At 73.1% G+C, this 18,518-nt stretch carries 15 protein-coding genes; 8 read left to right on the forward strand and 7 right to left on the reverse strand.

The window, feature by feature from the left end; all coding sequences use genetic code 11:
* Positions 1-186: 186 nt before the first annotated feature.
* Positions 187-978 carry a hypothetical protein gene (locus ABD385_RS17695; protein ID WP_344576809.1) on the reverse strand — a complete coding sequence of 264 codons (792 nt, stop codon included), beginning with the start codon at positions 976-978 and terminating at the stop codon, positions 187-189.
* A gap of 335 nt (positions 979-1,313) precedes the next feature.
* Here ABD385_RS17695 and ABD385_RS17700 point away from each other — a divergent pair, with 335 nt between their 5' ends.
* From ABD385_RS17700 to ABD385_RS17725, 6 genes are all read left to right on the forward strand, one after another.
* Positions 1,314-2,789 (forward strand): aldehyde dehydrogenase family protein, encoded by a 1,476-nt coding sequence (locus ABD385_RS17700; RefSeq protein WP_344577097.1) that lies wholly within the window; start codon positions 1,314-1,316, stop codon positions 2,787-2,789.
* 70 nt (positions 2,790-2,859) lie between these two features.
* Positions 2,860-4,401 carry a GMC family oxidoreductase gene (locus tag ABD385_RS17705; RefSeq protein WP_344576811.1) on the forward strand — a complete coding sequence of 514 codons (1,542 nt, stop codon included), beginning with the start codon at positions 2,860-2,862 and terminating at the stop codon, positions 4,399-4,401.
* Complete coding sequence (locus tag ABD385_RS17710) at positions 4,401-5,543, forward strand: quaternary amine ABC transporter ATP-binding protein (protein WP_344576812.1); 1,143 nt, start codon at positions 4,401-4,403, stop codon at positions 5,541-5,543. Before ABD385_RS17705 ends, ABD385_RS17710 begins: the two co-directional genes overlap by 1 nt.
* Complete coding sequence (locus ABD385_RS17715) at positions 5,543-5,713, forward strand: hypothetical protein (RefSeq protein ID WP_344576815.1); 171 nt, start codon at positions 5,543-5,545, stop codon at positions 5,711-5,713. The genes ABD385_RS17710 and ABD385_RS17715 overlap by 1 nt, the downstream gene beginning before the upstream one ends.
* Positions 5,710-7,704, forward strand: a complete 1,995-nt coding sequence (locus tag ABD385_RS17720; RefSeq protein WP_344576817.1) for an ABC transporter permease subunit — start codon at positions 5,710-5,712, stop codon at positions 7,702-7,704. Before ABD385_RS17715 ends, ABD385_RS17720 begins: the two co-directional genes overlap by 4 nt.
* Positions 7,705-7,706: 2 nt before the next feature.
* Positions 7,707-8,720, forward strand: a complete 1,014-nt coding sequence (locus ABD385_RS17725; protein ID WP_344576819.1) for an ABC transporter substrate-binding protein — start codon at positions 7,707-7,709, stop codon at positions 8,718-8,720.
* 117 nt (positions 8,721-8,837) lie between these two features.
* Here ABD385_RS17725 and ABD385_RS17730 read toward each other — a convergent pair whose 3' ends face one another.
* Both ABD385_RS17730 and ABD385_RS17735 read right to left on the reverse strand, forming a co-directional pair.
* Positions 8,838-9,587 carry a BPL-N domain-containing protein gene (locus tag ABD385_RS17730; RefSeq protein ID WP_344576822.1) on the reverse strand — a complete coding sequence of 250 codons (750 nt, stop codon included), beginning with the start codon at positions 9,585-9,587 and terminating at the stop codon, positions 8,838-8,840.
* A 5-nt stretch (positions 9,588-9,592) separates the two neighbouring features.
* Entirely contained in the window at positions 9,593-13,786 is a 4,194-nt protein-coding gene (locus tag ABD385_RS17735; protein WP_344576825.1) for a Pls/PosA family non-ribosomal peptide synthetase, read from the reverse strand.
* 248 nt (positions 13,787-14,034) lie between these two features.
* Here ABD385_RS17735 and ABD385_RS17740 point away from each other — a divergent pair, with 248 nt between their 5' ends.
* Positions 14,035-14,247, forward strand: coding sequence for a hypothetical protein (locus tag ABD385_RS17740; RefSeq protein WP_344576829.1), 213 nt, complete (start codon positions 14,035-14,037; stop codon positions 14,245-14,247).
* A 121-nt stretch (positions 14,248-14,368) separates the two neighbouring features.
* On the opposite strand, the gene fabV is transcribed toward ABD385_RS17740, so the two are convergent.
* Positions 14,369-15,586: an enoyl-[acyl-carrier-protein] reductase FabV gene (fabV, locus tag ABD385_RS17745; RefSeq protein ID WP_344576836.1), complete on the reverse strand. Its 1,218-nt coding sequence runs from the start codon at positions 15,584-15,586 to the stop codon at positions 14,369-14,371.
* Positions 15,587-15,818: 232 nt separating this feature from the next.
* On the opposite strand from fabV, the gene ABD385_RS17750 reads away from it, so the two are divergent.
* On the forward strand, positions 15,819-17,054 hold the full coding sequence (locus ABD385_RS17750) for a trypsin-like serine peptidase (RefSeq protein ID WP_344576838.1): 1,236 nt from the start codon (positions 15,819-15,821) through the stop codon (positions 17,052-17,054).
* Positions 17,055-17,135: 81 nt separating this feature from the next.
* On the opposite strand, the gene ABD385_RS17755 is transcribed toward ABD385_RS17750, so the two are convergent.
* From ABD385_RS17755 to ABD385_RS17765, 3 genes are all read right to left on the reverse strand, one after another.
* Positions 17,136-17,333, reverse strand: coding sequence for a DUF397 domain-containing protein (locus ABD385_RS17755; RefSeq protein WP_344576839.1), 198 nt, complete (start codon positions 17,331-17,333; stop codon positions 17,136-17,138).
* An 86-nt stretch (positions 17,334-17,419) separates the two neighbouring features.
* Positions 17,420-17,617: a DUF397 domain-containing protein gene (locus tag ABD385_RS17760; protein WP_344576841.1), complete on the reverse strand. Its 198-nt coding sequence runs from the start codon at positions 17,615-17,617 to the stop codon at positions 17,420-17,422.
* On the reverse strand, positions 17,614-18,492 hold the full coding sequence (locus ABD385_RS17765; RefSeq protein WP_344576843.1) for a helix-turn-helix domain-containing protein: 879 nt from the start codon (positions 18,490-18,492) through the stop codon (positions 17,614-17,616). The genes ABD385_RS17760 and ABD385_RS17765 overlap by 4 nt, the downstream gene beginning before the upstream one ends.
* Between the last annotated feature and the right edge of the window lie 26 nt (positions 18,493-18,518).

Genomic DNA, 18,518 nt, shown 5'->3' on the forward strand with positions numbered 1-18,518 from the left:
GATGAGGTGGACGGGGGCCGCTCGAACAGCTGGTCCAACGTCAGTTCACCGGGCTCGGCCATCTCGATCCTGTCGGTCCGCTCACGGCTGATGGTCATCGTGCCGCTCCTCCCCGCTCCGCCGCGGGATGCGGGGAGCCGCACGGTTCAACGATACGTATGTGCGAGCGTCACGTGGGGTGTCGACTCACGCGGAGTGGACGCCGCCCTCCAGGACGGAGATGTCGGCGGTCTGGCCGGGCGGTGGGGTGTGTGCGGGGACCGGACGGTCGTAGTTGCTGAGCAGGACGGTGCTGCTCTCGCCGTCGACCTGGGTGGTGAGCTTCAGCGGGTAGTGCGTGCCCTGGATCGCGACGTAGACGGTCTGGGTGGCGTCGCCGACCTTCTTGACGACGGGCAGCACCCGGGTGCCCTCGTGCGTGGTGGGGCGGCCCTTGCTCAGGGTGACGGCGGAGGTGGCGGGCGACGACGGGTCCTGGGGCGCGGGGGACTGCGGGGCGACCGACTTCTGGAAGGCGGTGAGGTCGCAGGCGGTGGCGATGCTCTGGAGGAACGCGTCGTCGGTGGTGCCGTGCAGGAACCGGCCCTCGTAGTTCCGGGCCGCGGTGGTCCCCTCGTCGCCGGGCAGCTGGCTCTTCCAGAAGGCCGCGTCGGGCTTGAGCCAGACGTCCTTGCCGCGTTTGATCAGGTCGACCCGGCCCTGCGGGCCCTTGCTGACGTTGCCGGCGCAGTTGCCCGCCCGGTCGAGGGTGAGGTCGAGCTTGGTGGCGTCGGTGGAGCTGGCGGTGCGCAGCCGCAGCGACTGCGCGCCGAGGAGGGCGTGCAGGGCGTCGTCGGAGATCTGCTGCGCCGTCTTGCCGGCGAGGTCGCCCTCGTCGCCGGGGTCGTCGGCGGGTGCCGCGGCGGCGCAGGTGGCGATCAGGACCACACCGGCCGCGCCACAGGTCAGCGCGGTGCGGGAGCGGTGTCTGCGGGGCATCTCGGCACCTCCGGTACGGGAGGGGCTCCCGGGGACCGCGGTGGGCCCTCCGAAAGGCTCCCCGGTGGGCATAAGGCTATTCAGCGTACTTTCCGGTCCATTCGGGCGCATGTGGAGCTGTCGGGCGGCTTTGGGTGACTCGGGTCACTTTCGATGAATGTTTGGGCATAGGACCGGGGCATTGGGTTAGGGGTCCCCGTTGCTAGTGGGCCAGAGGTTGAACCAGTGATGAACACCGGAGCAGCCCGGACCGCCGGCGCAACTCACCGGAAAGTGGAAGGCAGAAGGACGTCGTGTCGGTAACTGAGACAAACGAGACCATTCACGTAGGCGGGGTGTGGCGGGCGGCTGCATCCGGTGCCACGCGCGAGGTCCTGGACCCTGCCGACGCCACAACGCTCCAGGTGGTCGCCGAGGGCGGCGCCGAGGACGCCGACGCGGCGGTCGCGGCAGCCAAGGCGGCCTTCGACGGCGGCACGGGGGCGTGGCCCCGCACCTCCGCGGGTGAGCGGGCGGCACTGCTGCGCCGGGTCGCGGACCTGCTCCAGCGCGACCGCGAGCAGATCGCCCTGATCGAGAGCCGGGACACCGGCAAGACCCTGGAGGAGGGCCGGGTCGACGTCGACGACGTCACCAACGCCTTCCGCTACTTCGCCGACCTCGTCGTCAACGAGAGCGGCGGCCGGGTCGTCGACGCCGGTTCGCCGGACGTGCACAGCGTCGTGGTGCACGAGCCGGTCGGCGTCTGCGCGCTGATCACCCCGTGGAACTACCCGCTGCTCCAGGCGAGTTGGAAGGTCGCGCCGGCGCTGGCGACCGGCAACACCTTCGTCATCAAGCCGAGCGAGGTCACCCCGCTCTCCACGGTGCACCTGGTCCGGCTGCTGGTCGAGGCGGGTCTGCCGGCGGGCGTCGCCAACATCGTCACCGGCGCCGGGCTGCCGGTCGGCCAGCGGCTGGCCGAGCACCCGGACGTGGACCTGTTCTCCTTCACCGGTGGCCTGGCCAGCGGCACGAAGGCGGGCGCGGCGGCGGTCTCCGGCGCCAAGAAGATCGCCCTGGAGCTGGGCGGCAAGAACCCCAACGTGGTCTTCGCCGACGCCTGCGCGACCGACGAGGGCTTCGACACCGCCGTCGACCAGGCGCTGAACGCGGCGTTCATCCACAGCGGGCAGGTGTGCTCGGCCGGCGCCCGGCTGATCATCGAGGAGTCGGTGCGCGACCGCTTCGTCGCCGAACTCGCCCGCCGCGCCGAGAAGATCAAGCTGGGTCGGGGGACCGAACAGGGCGTGGAGTGCGGCCCGCTGGTCTCCCAGCAGCAGTTGGACAAGGTCGAGGCGTACGTCGCCTCCGCACTGGCCGAGGGCGCCAACCTGCGCAGCGGCGGCGCCCGCCCCGAGCCCAGCGACGTCCGGCCGGCCGGCGGCTACTTCTACCGGCCGACCGTCCTGGACGGCTGCCACCGCGGGATGAAGGTCGTCCGCGAGGAGACCTTCGGGCCGATCCTCACCGTCGAGACCTTCACCACCGAGGACGAGGCCGTCACGCTGGCCAACGACACCGAGTACGGGCTGGCCGGTGCGGTCTTCTCCGCCGACACCGCCCGCGCCCGCCGGGTCGCGGCCCGACTGCGGCACGGCACCGTGTGGATCAACGACTACCACCCCTACCTCCCGCAGGCCGAATGGGGCGGCTTCGGGAAGTCCGGCATCGGGCGCGAGCTCGGTCCGTCCGGACTCGACGAGTACCGGGAGGGCAAGCACGTCTACGAGAACCTGCGGCCCCAGCCCGTCCGTTGGTTCGCCGGCTGACCGGTCCGTCCCCGGCCCGGGCGCGCGCCGCCCGGGCCCCGCGCGCACTTCGCAGTAAGGAGCACCCCCCATGCCCGTGTACGACTACGTAGTCGTCGGCGGTGGCACTGCCGGATCCGTCATCGCCTCCCGCCTCACCGAGGACCCGAACGTCACCGTCGCCGTGATCGAGGGCGGCCCCACCGACATCGACCGCGAGGACGTCCTGACGCTGCGCAAGTGGCTCGGACTGCTCGGCGGCGACCTGGACTACGAGTACACGACCACCGAGCAGCCCCGCGGCAACTCGCACATCCTGCACAGCCGCGCCAAGGTCCTCGGCGGCTGCTCCTCGCACAACACCCTGATCTCCTTCAAGCCGCTGCCGTCGGACTGGGACGAGTGGGAGGCGGCCGGCGCCACCGGCTGGGGCGCGAACGCGATGGACCCCTACTACGGCAAGCTGCGCAACAACATCGTGCGGGTGGCCAAGAAGGACCAGAACCAGATCGCCACGGACTGGATCGAGGCGACGAAGACCGCCCTCGGCGTCCCGGAGGTCGTCGGCTTCAACGACCGGCCCTTCGACGAGGGCGTCGGCTTCTTCGACCTCTCCTACCACCCGGAGAACAACAAGCGGTCCTCCGCCTCCGTCGCCTACCTCCACCCCCACATGGAGGCCGGCGACCGGCCCAACCTCACGCTGATGCTGGAGACCTGGGCACACAAGCTGGAGCTGGACGGCACCACCGCCAAGGGCGTCCACGTCCGCACCAAGGACGGTGAGGAGGTCTACGTCGAGGCCGCCCGCGAGGTGCTGGTGTGCGCCGGCGCGGTGGACACCCCGCGGCTGCTGATGCACTCCGGCATCGGCCCCAGGAAGGACCTGGAGGCGCTGGGCATCGAGTGCGTCCTGGACCTGCCGGGCGTCGGCGAGAACCTGATCGACCACCCCGAGTCGGTCATCGTCTGGGAGACCAACGGGCCGCTGCCCGGCAACTCCGCGATGGACTCGGACGCCGGTCTGTTCATCAAGCGGGACCCGGACCACAAGGGCCCGGACCTGATGTTCCACTTCTACCAGATCCCGTTCACCGACAACCCGGAGCGACTGGGCTACGAGCGGCCCGAGCACGGCGTCTCGATGACGCCCAACATCCCCAAGTCCCGCGCCCGCGGCCGGCTCTACCTGACCTCCGCCGACCCGGAGGTCAAGCCTGCCCTGGACTTCAAGTACTTCGAGGACGAGGGCGACTACGACGGGCAGACCCTCGTCGACGGCATCAAGCTGGCCCGCAAGGTCGCCCAGGCCGAGCCGTTCAAGAAGTGGCTCAAGCGGGAGGTCTTCCCCGGCCCCGAGGTCACCGACGACGCGCAGATCAGCGAACTGGTCCGCAAGGCCGCGCACACCGTCTACCACCCGGCCGGCACCTGCAAGATGGGCGCCAAGGACGACCGGCTCGCCGTCGTCGACCCGGAGTTGAAGATCCGCGGCCTGTCCGGCATCCGCATCGCCGACGCCTCCGTCTTCCCGACGATGCCCGCGGTGAACCCGATGATCGGCGTGCTGATGGTGGGGGAGAAGTGCGCCGAACTGCTCGTCGAGGCCCCGACCCAGGGGGGTGATGCGTGATGACCGGTTCTTCCGTCGACGCGACTTCCGTCCCCAACCCCCGCAAGGACCCGGCGGGTTCGGCCGCGGACGGCGCGGGCGAGCAGCCCGTGGTGTTCTCCGTGCGCCACCTGTGGAAGGTCTTCGGACCGAAGGCCGAACGCATCCCCGAGGACGCCTCGGTCGCCGAACTGGACGCCCGTGAGCTGCGCGAGCAGACCGGCTGCACCGCCGCCGTCCGCGACGTCTCCTTCGACGTCCGCAAGGGCGAGGTCTTCGTGGTCATGGGGCTCTCCGGCTCCGGCAAGTCCACCCTCGTCCGCTGCCTGACCCGGCTGATCGAGCCGACCAGCGGCGTACTGGAGATGGACGGCGAGGACGTCCGCGCCATGGACCGCACCGCGCTGCGCGAACTGCGCCGCCGCCGGGCCGCGATGGTCTTCCAGCACTTCGGCCTGCTGCCGCACCGCACCGTCGTCGACAACGTCGCCTACGGCCTGGAGATCCAGGGCATGGGCAAGTCCGAACGCCGCGAGAAGGCCGCCGAGATGGTCGACAAGGTCGGCCTGGCCGGCCTGGAGAAGCGCCGCCCCGGCCAGCTCTCCGGCGGCCAGCAGCAGCGGGTCGGCCTGGCCCGCGCGCTCGCCGTGGACCCCGAAGTCCTGCTGTTCGACGAGCCGTTCAGCGCGCTCGACCCGCTCATCCGGCGCGACATGCAGGAGGAGGTGGTCCGCCTGCACCGCGAGGAGGGGCGGACCATGGTCTTCATCACCCACGACCTGGCCGAGGCGCTGCGGATCGGCGACCGGATCGCCCTGATGCGCGACGGGCAGATCGTCCAGCTGGGCACCCCCGAGGAGATCGTCGGCTCGCCCGCCGACGACTACGTCCGCGACTTCGTCCGGGACGTCCCGCGCGAGCAGGTGCTGACGGTCCGCCGCGCGATGCGCCCCGCCGAGGCCGGCGAGGCCGAGGCGGGCCCCGCGCTCGCCCCCGACACCCTGATCTCCGACGCCATCGAGGCGGTGGCCCGCTCCGGCGGCCCGGCCCGCATCGTCGACGACGGCCGCTGCCTGGGCGTCGTGGACAGCGCCTGCCTGCTGAACGTCGTGGCCCGGATATCCCAGCCGCACCACGACGCGTCGGGGGAGGTGGCCGCCTGATGTACGCCGCCGCACCCCACCGCGGCGCCGCCCGCGCCGTCGCCACCCGCCCGCCCGCCGCGAGCCCCCGGGCCCGCCTGCGCGCCGCCCTCCTGCGCCAGTGGCGCCAGGCCCAGCGGGCCGCCGCGCTGAACGTGGCGGCCGGCACCGTGAAGCGGGGCCGCGCATGAGCACCGCCGCACCCCCCACCACTGCCGGCGTGCTCGGCGCCGGGAAGCCCGGACCTCTCCAGGGTCTGTTGCGCCGCCGCGGCCTCGCCAAGCTCCTGCTGCTCGCCGTCGCCGCGGCCGTGCTCGTCCCGCTCGCCGCGGCCGCCTGGCCCGGCGGCGCCTGGCCCACCGCGCTGACCGTGGACCTCTCCGGACCGCTCGACCACGCCAGCAACTGGATCATCGACAACCGCGACAGCAACTGGCTGTTCGTCTACGTCCTGGGCCACCTCAGCAACGCCGTGGTGCTCTCCGTCCGCGGCGTCTACCTGCTGCTGCTCGCACTCGGCTGGACCGGTGTGACGGCCGGTGTGACGCTGCTGGCCTGGCGCGTCGCCGGCCTGCGCATCGCCGCCGTCGCGCTGGTGTCCTTCCTGGTCAGCGGGGCCCTGGGGATGTGGGTCCCGACCATGCAGACGCTGGCCCTGATGATCGTGGCGGTGCTCGCCTCGGTCGTCGTCGGCGCGCTGCTCGGCCTCGCCGCCGGCCTGTCCCCCCGGCTCTTCAAGATCCTGCGCCCGGTCCTCGACACCATGCAGGTGCTCCCCGCCTTCGCCTACCTGCTGCCGGTCGTGCTGATCTTCGGCATCGGCGTGCCCGCCGCGCTGCTGGCCACCGTGGTCTACGCCGCGCCGCCGATGGCCCGGCTCACCGCGCTCGGCCTGCGCGGCGCGGACGCCGGCGTGCTGGAGGCGGTCTCCTCGCTCGGCGCCACCGGACGCCAGCGGCTGCTCACCGCGCGCCTGCCGCTGGCCCGCAAGGAACTGCTGCTCGGCGTCAACCAGACGATCATGATGGCGCTGTCCATGGCCGTGATCGCCTCGATGATCGGCGCCGCCGGCCTCGGCGACCGCGTCTACCAGGCGCTCGCCTCGGTCGACGTCGGCTCCGCGCTGGCCGCCGCCATCCCGATCGTGCTGCTGGCCATCGTCATGGACCGCACCACCGCAGCGGCCGGCGAGAAGCTGGGCGCCGCCCCGACCGCCGCCGGCCCCCGGCTGCTGCGCGGCTGGCCCGTTTGGGCCGGCATCGCCGCGATCACCGCGGTGGTCGCGCTCGTCGGTCGACTGGCCGGCTCCACCATCTGGCCCGCCGGCGCCACGCTCGCCATCGCCCGGCCGGTCAACGACGTCAAGGAGTGGATGGTCAACCACCTCTACTCCGGCGTCCCGGTCGTCGGCGGCACCGCCGACTGGGCCGCGCACTTCACCAACTGGGTCCTCAACCCGCTGCGGGACGGCCTGACCGCCCTGCCCTGGTACGGCGTGCTGCTCGTCGTCGCCGCCCTCGCCTGGCTCATCGGCACCTGGCGCACCGCGCTCACCGCCGTGCTGGCCATGGCCGCCATCGGCGTGCTGGGCGTGTGGAAGCCGTCCATGGACACCCTCTCGCAGGTCCTGGCCGCCCTGGTGGTCACCCTGGTGCTGGGCGTCGGCGTCGGCATCCTCGCGGCCGGCAGCAAGCGTTTCGAGACGGTGCTGCGCCCGGTCCTGGACGTCATGCAGACCATGCCGCAGTTCGTCTACCTGATCCCGGTCGTGGCGCTGTTCGCGGTGGGCCGTGCGCCGGCCGCCGCCGCGGCGGTCGTCTACGCGCTGCCGGCGGTCATCCGGATCACCACCCAGGGCCTGCGCCAGGTGGACCCCGGCGCCATGGAGTCCGCCCGTTCGCTCGGCGCCACCCGCTGGCAGACCCTCCGCCAGGTCCAACTGCCGCTCGCCCGGCCGGCGTTGCTGCTGGCCGTCAACCAGGGCGTGGTCCTGGTGCTGGCCGTCGTCATCATCGGCGGTCTGGTCGGCGGCGGGGCCCTCGGCTACGACGTGGTAACCGGCCTGGCCACCGGCGACCTCGCCATCGGCCTGGTCGCCGGCGTCGCCATCGTGTGCCTGGGCCTGATGCTCGACCGGGTCACCCAGCCCACGGAACGGCGCACGACCGGGAAGGGAGCCTGACCATGTCCCGCACTCCGACACGCACCCGGATGCTGACCAGGGCGCTGGCCGCCACGGCCGCGACCGGTGCCCTGCTGGTGTCCCTGTCCGCCTGCGGCAAGGCCGACATGACCAAGCAGGCGTCCCCGTTCGCCGCGGCCAAGGGGTCCAAGTCCGTGACCCTGTCCGTGCAGACCTGGGTCGGCGCCCAGGCCAACGTCGCGGTGGCGAAGTACCTGCTCGAACACGAGCTGGGCTACCACGTCGACACCGTCCAGGTCGACGAGATCCCCGCCTGGGACGCGCTCAGCCAGGGCCGGGTCGACGCCATCCTGGAGGACTGGGGCCACCCCGACCAGGAGAAGCGCTACGTCCAGGACAAGAAGACCATCACCGCCGGCGGCGGCAACGGCGTCACCGGGCACATCGGCTGGTGGGTCCCGAAGTACTGGGCGGACGCGCACCCCGAGGTCACCAACTGGAAGAACCTCAACAAGTACGCCAAGCAGCTCCGCACCTCGGAGAGCGGCGACAAGGGCCAGTTGATGGACGGTTCGCCGTCCTACGTCACCAACGACAAGGCGCTGGTGAAGAACCTCGGCCTGGACTACCAGGTCGTCTTCGCCGGCTCCGAGGCCGCCCAGATCACCCAGATCCAGCAGTTCGCCAAGCAGAAGAAGCCGTTCCTCTCCTACTGGTACGAACCGCAGTGGCTCTTCAACCAGGTGCCGATGGTGGAGGTCAAGCTGCCTCCGTACAGCGACGCCTGCGCGGCGAAGGGGGCCAAGGACCCGCAGTCCATCGACTGCGCGTACCCCACCACCCCGCTGCAGAAGTACTTCAACACCGACTTCGCCAAGAGCGGCAGCTCCGCGGCGCAGTTCCTGAAGAAGTTCCACTGGGACAAGAAGGACCAGAACGAGGTCTCCGAAATGATCGCCTCCAACGGCCTCCCGGCCGACGAGGCGGCCAAGAAGTGGGTCGCGGAACACCCCGACGTGTGGAAGCCCTGGCTGACGAACACTTCGAAGAAGTAGCCGTCTCGGTGGCGTGGTGAAATCGGGCGGGGCCGTCATCGACGGCTCCGCCCGGCGTCGTTCCCGGCGTACCGGGGCCTCAACTCGGCTTCGAGTCAAGGGCGTTCGGTGGGCCGCTCAGTCCGCCAGCAGTTCGTCCACCAGGTCCACCGCCAGGTCGTGGGTGCGGTGTACCGGGAGGCCCTCGTCCAGGAACCAGTCGTCGGTGGCCTCGGGGTGGGGGCCGACGACGGCGATCTTGCCGGCGCCGCAGGGGGCGACGACGGCGGCGACGGTGCCGTTGGGGTAGGTGGCCAGGACGGTGGCGTCGGCGCCCGGGTCGAGGAGGAAGTGCGGGCCGTCCTGGAAGTAGACGGTGCGGGGCAGGCCGCGCCACCGGGTCTCCACGACGGTGTCGCCGTCGTGGGTGACGGTCGCGCCGGGCGTGACGATGTACTGGTCGGTGTCGCCGGGGAGCAGGTCGAAGCCCGGGTCGTCGCCGGCCAGGTAGCCGCCGAGGCAGAAGCCCAGGTAGCGGCCGCCGCCCTGGACGTAGGCGCGGATCTCGTCGCCGTGCTTGCGCAGCCGGCGGTAGGCGGGGCCGAGCGAACCGCCGCCGGGCTGTGCGTAGAGGTGCGCGTGCGCCAGGGACGTCAGGGAGAGCGGGATGTCCTCGGACGGGCCGGCGTAGCGGACGTCGAGGTCCCAGGGGCCGGCCGTCAACAGTGCGGCGACCGCCTCGGAGCAGCCGGCGGGGCGGGCGGCCGGTCCGCGGTAGACCAGGGCCAGGCGGCGTCCGCCCGGTGCGGGCAGCGGCGGGGGCGGTGGCTCGGTGCGGGCGCCGAAGGCCCGGCGGACGGAGTCGAGGATGCGGGTGGGGGGAGACATGGCGCTCACCGTGCGGGGCTGGTGGGGTGCGGGGTCAACTCGGGGGAGGGGCGCGTGCCGACGCCGAGGGCCAGGCCCTGGGCGGGGATGCCGCGCCACGCGGTCCCGGGGGTGAGGTACTCGCCCTTCATGACCAGGGAGAGCGCGTCAAGCCAGACGCCTTCGCCGACGACGCCGTCGTAGAGCACGACCGAGCGGCTGCCGACCGACGCGCCGGCCTGGACGGTGACCTTCGACATCTTCATGACCCGGTCCTCGAACAGGTGCGTCTGCAAGCTTACGCCGGCGCCGATCGCCGCGTCGTCGCCGATGTCGACCAGGTCGAACTCGGTGAGGAAGGTGGTGCCGAGCCACGTCCGGCGGCCGATCCGGGCGCCGAACAGCCGCAGCGCCGGCGGCAGGAACGGGGTGCCGGTCAGGGGCGCGAGCCCGGCCGGCACGGCGGCCGCCTCGTACAGGCCGGTGACGAACTCGCTGCGGCGCACGAACCAGCTCCACAGCGGCTCGGTGCGGGGCCGGTAGCGGCCGATCACCAGGCGCTTGAGCAGGGCGCAGGCGCCGACGACGGCGAGGCCGCTGGCCATCAGCAGGAGCGGGGCGAGGAGGAGGGGGACGGTCCGGGAGGGCGCGCGGGCGACGGCGGTGAGCGCGAGGAGGAACAGGAAGGTGGCGGCGCCCAGGAGGGACGCCGGCATCGTGGCGCGCAGGTACTCGATGGCCAGGCGGCGGCGGACCGCCTGCCGGGTGGGGCGGAAGGTCAGCTCCTCGGGGAAGGTGCCGCTGCTCTGGCGTTGGGGCAGGTGGATGGCGGGGGAGCCCAGCCAGGAGGTGCCGGGCGGCACGTCGTCGCCGGGTGGGACGGTGCCGACGCCGATCAGGGACCCCGACCCGGTCCGCGTCCCGGCCGGCAGGTACGCCGCGTTGCCGAGGAACGCGCGGCGCCCGACCTCGGTGCGGTGGCAGGTGACCCGGCCGCCGGCGAACGCCGCGCCGCCGACCCCCGCCATGTCCGCCACGAAGCTGCCCTCGCCGAGGGTGAGCAGGTCCGGATCGAGGTGGGAGGCGGTGGAGACCTCGGCGCCGGGACCGATCCGGGCGCCCAGCAGCCGCAGCCACGGGACGGTGTAGAGGGTGGCGTAGAGGGAGTTGGTGAAGGTGAGGCTGGACTCCAGCAGCTTGTCGGAGAGCCACTTGCGCACGCCCAGGGCGGAGCGCACCGGGTGCGTGCCGACCGGGGTGCGGGGCAGCACCAGCCGCTTGCCGCAGGCGATCGCCGCACAGACGGTCAGGACGTACAGCGGCGCCGCGAGGACCAGGGTGACCGCGACGGCCGGGCCGCTGCCCCAGGCCAGCCAGACGCACCACACCAGTGCGGCGCCCGGCACCAGGGCGCCCAGGGTGAGGAGTTCGAGGAAGGCGACGCCGAGCACCGCGGCGGCGACGTGCCGGGCCCGCCCGGGCTCGGTCGTGCCGCCGGCCCGCAGCATGTCCTCCACGTGCGGGTCCAGGGCCGGTACCGGGGCGGGCGGGGAGCCGGCCCAGCGGGCACCGGGCGGCACCACCTCCCCCTGCCCGACCACCGACTGCTCGCCGAGGCCGGCGCCCGCCGCCAGCCGGGCGCCGGGTTCCAGCACCGCGTGCGCCCCCACGTAGGCGCGCGGCCCGATGTCGATCGGGGCGACGGTCACCCAGCCGTCCGCCACCCGCCAGGCGCGCAGCGTGACGCCGTAGCCGATCGCGGCGTCCGCGCCGATCCGGAGCAGCGACGGCAGCGGGACGACTCCGGTGGCGATGGTCGTGCGCGGGCCGATCCGGGCGCCCAGCAGCCGCAGGTAGCGCCCCATCAGCGGCGAGCCGCTCAGCGCGGGCAACGGGCTGACGCCGAGCAGGAGGGCGAGCGCCCACAGGCGGAGGTAGGTCGCGCCCCACAACGGGTAGCGGCCCGCGCGGATGCCGGCCGCCAGCGGGCGGGCGAGGGCCACCGGCAGCAGCCAGCGGACGCCGAAGTAGCTGATCAGCACGGCCAGTACGGGCCGCAGCGGGAGCGGGTCCTGGCTGGTGAAGTCGCCGTTCGCCCAGCTGAAGACGGTGGCCAGCGGCAGGGTCAGGACGAACAGCAGGAGGTAGATCAGGGTGGCTTGGGCCAGGCCGGCGACGGCTATCCGGGCCCGCCCCGGCCGCAACGGGCGCGGCCGGACCGGCACCTCGCCGACGGCCCCGGCACCGCTGCCGCCGCCCGCCGCCCGGCCACCGCTCCCCGCCCCCGCACCGGCCGACCCGCCGCCGACCCCGACCCCGACCCCGACTCCGGCCCCCGCTGTGCCCAGGTGGGCCGCCAGGCCGCGCACCGTCGGATGGGCGTAGACGTCGCGCAGGGCGGCGCCGGCGGCGATGTCGCGGCTGCGCAGCAACGACACGACCTGCGCGGCGAGCAGCGAGTGCCCGCCGAGGTCGTCGAAGAAGTCCGCCTCGGTGGACAGCGCGTCGGGGCCCATGCCGAAGACCTCGGCCCACACGTCCCGCACCCGCGCCTCCCACGCGCCGCGCGGCGGCGTCACCTGGCCGCCGACGCCGAGGCGCCGGCCGGTCGGTGCGGGCAGCCGCCGGCGGTCCACCTTGCCGCTGGGCAGGGCCGGCAGCTCCGTCAGGACGTCGAGGAACGGCGGCACCATGTAGGCCGGGAGCCGGTGCCGCAGCCGCTGGTGCAGCCGGGCGACCAGCGCGTCCCCGTCCGCCGGGCCGCCCTGCCCGGCGCCGTCGGGCGCCGGCACCACGTACGCGGACAACTCCCGGTCGTCGGCCCCGTCCGCCCCGTCGGCGCGGGCCGGCAGCGCCACCAGCGCGGTGGCCGCCTCGGCCACCCCGGGGTCCTCCAGCAGGACGTTGTCGATCTCGCCGAGGTCGATCCGGTAGCCCCGCACCTTCACCTCGTCGTCGGCCCGCCCCAGGAACTCGATCTCCCCGTCGGCGGTGCGCCGGCCCAGGTCGCCGGTGCGGTAGAGCCGCCCGCCGGGCGGGGCCAGCGGGTGCGTGACGAAGCGGTCCGCGGTCAGTTCCGGGCGCCGCAGGTAGCCGCGGGCGACGCCCGGGCCGCCCACGCAGATCTCGCCGACCGCCCCGTCCGGCACCGGTCGGCGCCGGTCGTCCAGGAGCACCGCGGTGTACGTGGGCACCGGCCGGCCGATCGTCACCGGGCGGCCCGGCCGGAGTTCGGCGACGGTGGCGGTGACGGTGGTCTCGGTCGGCCCGTAGGTGTTGAGCATCCGGCGGCCGGGCCGGCTCCACCGTTCGACCAGCCGGGCCGGGCAGGGCTCGCCGCCCACGATGATGCTGCGCACCGCCGGCAGCTCCCAGTCCGGGGGGATGGTCGCCAGCAGCGTCGGCACGCAGTAGAACCGCGTGATCCGGGATGCCTCCAGCACGCCGGCCAGTTCGGCGCCGAGCCGCGTCCCGGCTCCTACGGGCCCCGCGACGAGGGTCGCGCCGACCGCCCAGGTGGGCCAGATCTCCTCGATCGAGAAGTCGAAGGAGAGGGTCATGCCCTGGTAGACGCGGTCGTCGGGGCGCACGTCGTAGACGCCGGGGATCACGTCGAGGAAGTTGCAGATGCTGGAGTGCGCGATGGCCACGCCCTTGGGGCGGCCGCTGGAGCCCGAGGTGTACATGATGTACGCCAGCGGGTCGTCGGGGCCGTCGGCCTCCGGGCCCGGGGGCGCCGGCGGGCGGCCGGGCACCGGGTCCGTGGCGGGGGCCGGCGCCGGCTCCGGTCGGGTGTCGGGCGCGGCGGCCAACTCGGCGGCCAGCGCGTCGAGCCGCACCACCGGCGCCGGCCGTCCGGCCACCGACCCGGCCAGCTCCGCCACCGTCAGCACCGCGTCCACCCCGGCGTCCGCCGTGATGAACGCGACCCGGTCGGCGGGCGCCGCCGGGTCGATCGGGACGAACGCCGCGCCCGCCTTGCCCACCGCCAGCAGCGCGACGTACATGTCCACCGACCGCGGCACCAGGAGCGCGACCCGGGAGCCCGTCCCGATGCCGCGTCCGACCAGGTGGTGGGCGAGTCGGTTGGCCCGGGCGTCGAGGGCGGCGTAGGTCAGGACGTGCGGTCCGCACTCCAGCGCGGTCGCCGTGGGCACGCGGTCACAGGTGGACTCGAAGAGGTCGGGTAGCCGCCTCCCGGTCCGTCTGGTCGTGCCCATGACTCCATCGCATCGCCGATCACCGGTGATCGCATGTCGGCCCCGGACGACCCCGTCGGCCTGCGCCTTCCGCGCGATTCCGGGCCGTCCGGGCGGGCGGCCGGCGGCGGTCAGCGGCGGTCCCGGCCGTCACCCGATCGTATGGCCGTGGCCACGCCGAGCCACCGCGTCGCCCCGCGGCGCTCCAGGCTGGGGGCGCCCCAGATCCGCCCGGGGACCCACCCGGCGCACGAAAGGCCCGGCCCGTCATGCCCCTGCCGCCGCCGCACTGTCCGACCCCCGACTGCCACGACAGCCTGTGGAAGGACGCCACCACCACCGAGGTCCACTGGGACAACTGGCGCTGGTGGTGCCAGCGCTGCGACAAGAAGTGGTACCCGACCCGCGAGCAGATCGCGCAGTACCGGCACGGCGTCGGGGCGGGCCGACTGGACCCCCGGGTGCCGGCCCGCCCCTGCTGACGCGGTCCCGCCGGCCCGCCGCCCGGGTCGACCGAGGGCCTGCCGCCCGGGTCGGCCAAGGGCCCGTCGCGTGGGCCGGCCGCGGGCCCACCGCGGCGACCACCGCCGCCGCCGCCGACCGTCAGGCCGGCTCCTGCGGCCACGCCACCTCGGTGGCCACCGGGGCGGCGTAGTCCACGCCGGGCACCGCGAAGCCGTAGAGGCGGTGCACCTCGCCGTGGAACCAGTCCAGGTCGGCGAGTTCGGCGATGTTCTCCGTCGTGGCGCGCTGCCACCGCTCGGCGACGGCGGCCTGCACCTGCGGCGTCAACTCCCAGCCGTCCAGGCGGACCCGGCCCTCCGCGTCGAGGTCCAGCGGGCGGGCGCCGGTGAGTTGGTCCCACAACTCGCTGAGCTGCGCGGTCGGCGGCACCAACTGCGCGCCGAGGACGCCGCGCAGCAGCCCGACGTAGAGCGCGATGCCGGGGATGGCGGTGGACGACTGGGTGACCGCGGCGCCGTTGACCGACGTCACCGCGCGCCCGCCGACCAGCTCGGACAGCCGCTTGTCGAGGGTGCGGGCGGTGCCCTCCAGGTGGGCCTTGGCGGCGCCGATGGTGCCCTTGCGGTAGATCGCCTCGGTCAGCGACGAGCCGATGTAGGACAGCGCCGCGGTGGAGAACCCCTCGGCGAGCAGGCCGCGGCCGGCCAGGTGGTCGATCCAACGCTCCCAGTCGGCGCCGCCCATCACCGCCACGGTCTGCGCGATGTCCTCCTCGGTGGCCGGCGCGGTCCGGACCTCCTTGACCTCGGGCGCGCCCTCGCCGTCGAAGACCAGGGTCCTGGTGCGGGACGCCGCGCCGATCGGCTGGAGGACCGAGGCGTAGGTGGTGCCGGTCTCCGGGTCGGTGCGCCGCGGGGCGGCCACCGAGTAGATCAGGTGGTCCAGCTTCCCGCCGAACCGCTCCGCCACCAGGTCGGCGACCTGCTCCTTCAGCGCGTCGGAGAACGCGTCCCCGTTGAGGAAGACCATGTCCCGCCCGGCCTCGCGGGCGAGTTCGGCGGTGGCCGCGGTGCGGTACCAGCCGGCGGTGGCGGTGCGCCGGGCGCTGCCCGGCTTCTCGAAGCAGACGCCGATGCCGCGGATGCCGGCGCGCTTGAGGCCCGCGAGGGTGGCGGCCAGGCCGTAGCCGGCGGAGGAGCCGATGACCAGGGCCACCGGGCCGTCGGCCGGCGGCGGCGTGGCCGGGGCGGGCACGGCCTCCCACATGTCCGAGACCAGTTGCCGGCACCCGGCGGGGTGCGAGTCGAGGAAGAGGAACCCGCGGCTGCGGGGGCGGTCGATGACGCGTTCTGTCACGGTGCGGTCCTCGGGACGGTTCGAACAGGACACCAGCGATTGTCCCGATCTTGGGCCGGAGAAGGCCCGCCGCCCCGCCCGGTGCGGCGGAACGGCATAGTAGGGCGCGGCCCCATCAGGGGCATGACAGTCAGCCCGCGACTGCCGTCAGGGGAGCACCGACCGGCGCCGGCGCCACCACCGTGCCGCGCCGCGCCGGGCACGTCGTACGCACCAGGGGGGAACCACACCCATGCCGTCCACACCGGCCACGCCTTCCGCACCATCCGCACCTTCCACGCCGCCCGGTCCGGGCGGACGTGCCCGCCGTCCGCGCCGCGGTCGCGTCGGGTTCGCCGCCGCGGCCGCCGCCGTCCTGCTCGCCGCCACCGTGACCGCCTGCGGACCCGACGGCAATTCCGCTGCCACGGGCGGGGGTTCGGCGTCGGGCAACCAGAAGGCCGGCGGTCCGCACCTGCCCGACGACGCCCCGACCAGCATCGACGACCTGAAGAAGTGGAAGGACGGCGGCTGGAAGGACTGGGGCAAGTGGGCCCACGAGGCCCGGGACTTCGCCAACCCGATCATCAAGGACCACTGGAAGGCCGACCGGATGGCGCAGGCCCAGGCGGCCCCCGACGTCGGCGTCGAGGCCGGCGCGGCGGTCGGCGGGTCCGAAGCCACCGACCCCGAACCCCGGCCGGTCACCGCCCAGGAGGTCGGCCGCCCCTACCACCGGAACATGGCCCCGGTCGGGAAGATCTTCTTCGACAGCCCGAAGGGCCCGATGGTCTGCTCCGGCACCATCGTCGAGGACCCGGCGCACCCGGGGAAGTCCAACCTGGTGTGGACCGCGGGCCACTGCGTCCACTCCGGCCGGCAGGGCGGCTGGATGCGCAACATCGTCTTCGTCCCGTCGTACAACGACACCGGCGTGCCGATGAGCCAGGTCGGCACCACCCCCACCCCGGAGGTCACCCCCTACGGTCGTTTCTGGGCGGACTGGATCAGCACGTCCGGTGAGTGGATCGACATGGGCAGCACCGAGTCCGGCAACGCCGGTTCCGCGTACGACTTCGCGGTGCTGCACGTCCGGCCGGAGAACGGTGGCGGCAAGTCCCTCCAGGAGACCGTCGGCGCGGCCGCGCAGGTGTGGTTCAACGCCCCGCACGCCGACCGCATCAGCTCGATCAAGGCGTTCGGCTACCCCGCGGCCCCGCCCTACGACGGCGCCCGCATGATGTCCTGCTACGACCGCCCCGGCCGCCTCACCATGCAGCAGGGCACCCCGGCCATGGACCGGATCGGCTGCACCATGACCGGCGGCACCTCCGGCGGCGGCTGGTTCGTCGGCCGCAACGGCAAGCTCACGCTGATCTCCAACACCTCGATCAGCTCCAACGCCCACACCTGGCTCGCCGGCCCCTACCTGGGCCCCGAGGCGCAACGCGTCTTCGACTCGGTGACGCGCAAGTTCGCCGGACAGTAAGCCGCTCCGCCGCCCCCGGCCGCTCCACCACGGGCCCCGGTCCCCGCCGCCTCACGCGGCGCGCACCGGGGCCCGTTCGCGTCAGCTGCGGTCGCCGCCCTTCAACGCGTCGGTGAACGCGCTCCAGGCACCGGCAGGGAAGACGAGGTGCGGCCCGGCGGGGTCCTTGCTGTCGCGTATGGCGTGGCCGCCGGTGGATATGGGGGCGACCTCTACACAGTTGCCTTCCTGGGTCGAGTACGAGGACTTCCGAAACACGCCCGTGCTCTGCGGCATCATGCTGTCACTTCCTTGTGCGGCGTTCTGGCCGTAAGGGACAGGCTCCCGGCCTGTTGCAGTGGTGCGGGGTCGGGAGCTCGCAGGAGTCAGCTGTGCTCGCCGTCCTTGAGCGCGTCGGTGAACGCGCTCCAGGCACCGGCGGGGAAGACGAGGTGCGGCCCGGCGGGGTCCTTGCTGTCGCGTATGGCGTGGCCGCCGGTGAGGGTGGGGGCGATCTCCACGCAGTCACCTGACTGGGCGGAGTACGAGGATTTCCGGAACGCGCCTATTTCTTCAGGCTTCACGGCTTCACTTCCTTGTGCGGCGTTCCGCCTTCAAGGAGTTCGCGGATGCGCTCGGCACTCCTGTCCGGCGGCAGTGCGGCCGAGCGTAGCTGATCGAACGTGTTGACGTAGAGGGCCAGGTCTTCCGGTGCTTCCACAACATTGGTGTTCGCCGGATTCTCCAGCGTCACGGCTTCCACATTCGCCTCTACACCGAACGAGAAGGCCACGAATGCGCCTGCCATCCCGGCGACCAGGCTCGCGGTCGCCGGGAGGAGCTGAATCGTGACGTTCTGCCGTTCTCCCACGTCGAGTAGACGGCTCAACTGGCCTTCCCGCACCTTGCGATCGAGGTGCAGGGACGCGAGGGCTGGCTCCCAGATGATCGCGGCGAAGCTGGCCCCTCCCTCCTCGATCCTCCGCTGGCGTTCCTGACGCAGCTTCGCCAACTCGACGACCCTCTCGGACGGGATCGTCCGTGGTCCTATGGCGATGACGGATTCCATGTAGTCAGTGGTTTGCAACAACCCGGGGATGAGGATTGGCCCCCACGAGCGAATGTACGTCGCCTCATGTTCCAGAGCGATGTGGTGGGCGTAGCCGTCCCCGACCGCCTCCTGGTAGTCGATCCACCAGCCCCGTTCGTTGCTGCGCCGGGCCCACTCCAGCAATTTGGCCCGCTCGTCTGGGTCCCCAACTCCGTAAAGCTCCAGAAGAGTTCGAACCTCCAGTGCCGAAGCGGTCGTCTGTCCGCTCTCCAAGCGGCTGACCTTCGAGACGGACTTCATGATGGCCTCGGCGCTGTCCGGCTGATCCAGCCCAGCAGCCTCCCGATAGCGCCTCAGTGCGTTGCCGAGCCTCCGGCTGCGCACCGTCGGCCTCCCACCTGCGGGCATGAGCGCTCCTTTCAACGATGGCCTCA

It is taken from the genome of Streptomyces lunalinharesii (assembly GCF_039532155.1).
Lineage (GTDB): Bacteria > Actinomycetota > Actinomycetes > Streptomycetales > Streptomycetaceae > Streptomyces > Streptomyces lunalinharesii.

Coding starts and splice junctions, on each gene's coding strand:
- ABD385_RS17740 (WP_344576829.1), top strand. CDS start 14,035: ATGCCCCTGCCGCCGCCGCACTGTCCGACCCCCGACTGCCACGACAGC.
- ABD385_RS17750 (WP_344576838.1), top strand. CDS start 15,819: ATGCCGTCCACACCGGCCACGCCTTCCGCACCATCCGCACCTTCCACG.
- ABD385_RS17695 (WP_344576809.1), bottom strand. CDS start 978: ATGCCCCGCAGACACCGCTCCCGCACCGCGCTGACCTGTGGCGCGGCC.
- ABD385_RS17710 (WP_344576812.1), top strand. CDS start 4,401: ATGACCGGTTCTTCCGTCGACGCGACTTCCGTCCCCAACCCCCGCAAG.
- ABD385_RS17755 (WP_344576839.1), bottom strand. CDS start 17,333: ATGATGCCGCAGAGCACGGGCGTGTTTCGGAAGTCCTCGTACTCGACC.
- ABD385_RS17725 (WP_344576819.1), top strand. CDS start 7,707: ATGTCCCGCACTCCGACACGCACCCGGATGCTGACCAGGGCGCTGGCC.
- ABD385_RS17765 (WP_344576843.1), bottom strand. CDS start 18,492: ATGCCCGCAGGTGGGAGGCCGACGGTGCGCAGCCGGAGGCTCGGCAAC.
- ABD385_RS17735 (WP_344576825.1), bottom strand. CDS start 13,786: ATGGGCACGACCAGACGGACCGGGAGGCGGCTACCCGACCTCTTCGAG.
- ABD385_RS17730 (WP_344576822.1), bottom strand. CDS start 9,587: ATGTCTCCCCCCACCCGCATCCTCGACTCCGTCCGCCGGGCCTTCGGC.
- ABD385_RS17720 (WP_344576817.1), top strand. CDS start 5,710: ATGAGCACCGCCGCACCCCCCACCACTGCCGGCGTGCTCGGCGCCGGG.
- ABD385_RS17705 (WP_344576811.1), top strand. CDS start 2,860: ATGCCCGTGTACGACTACGTAGTCGTCGGCGGTGGCACTGCCGGATCC.
- ABD385_RS17715 (WP_344576815.1), top strand. CDS start 5,543: ATGTACGCCGCCGCACCCCACCGCGGCGCCGCCCGCGCCGTCGCCACC.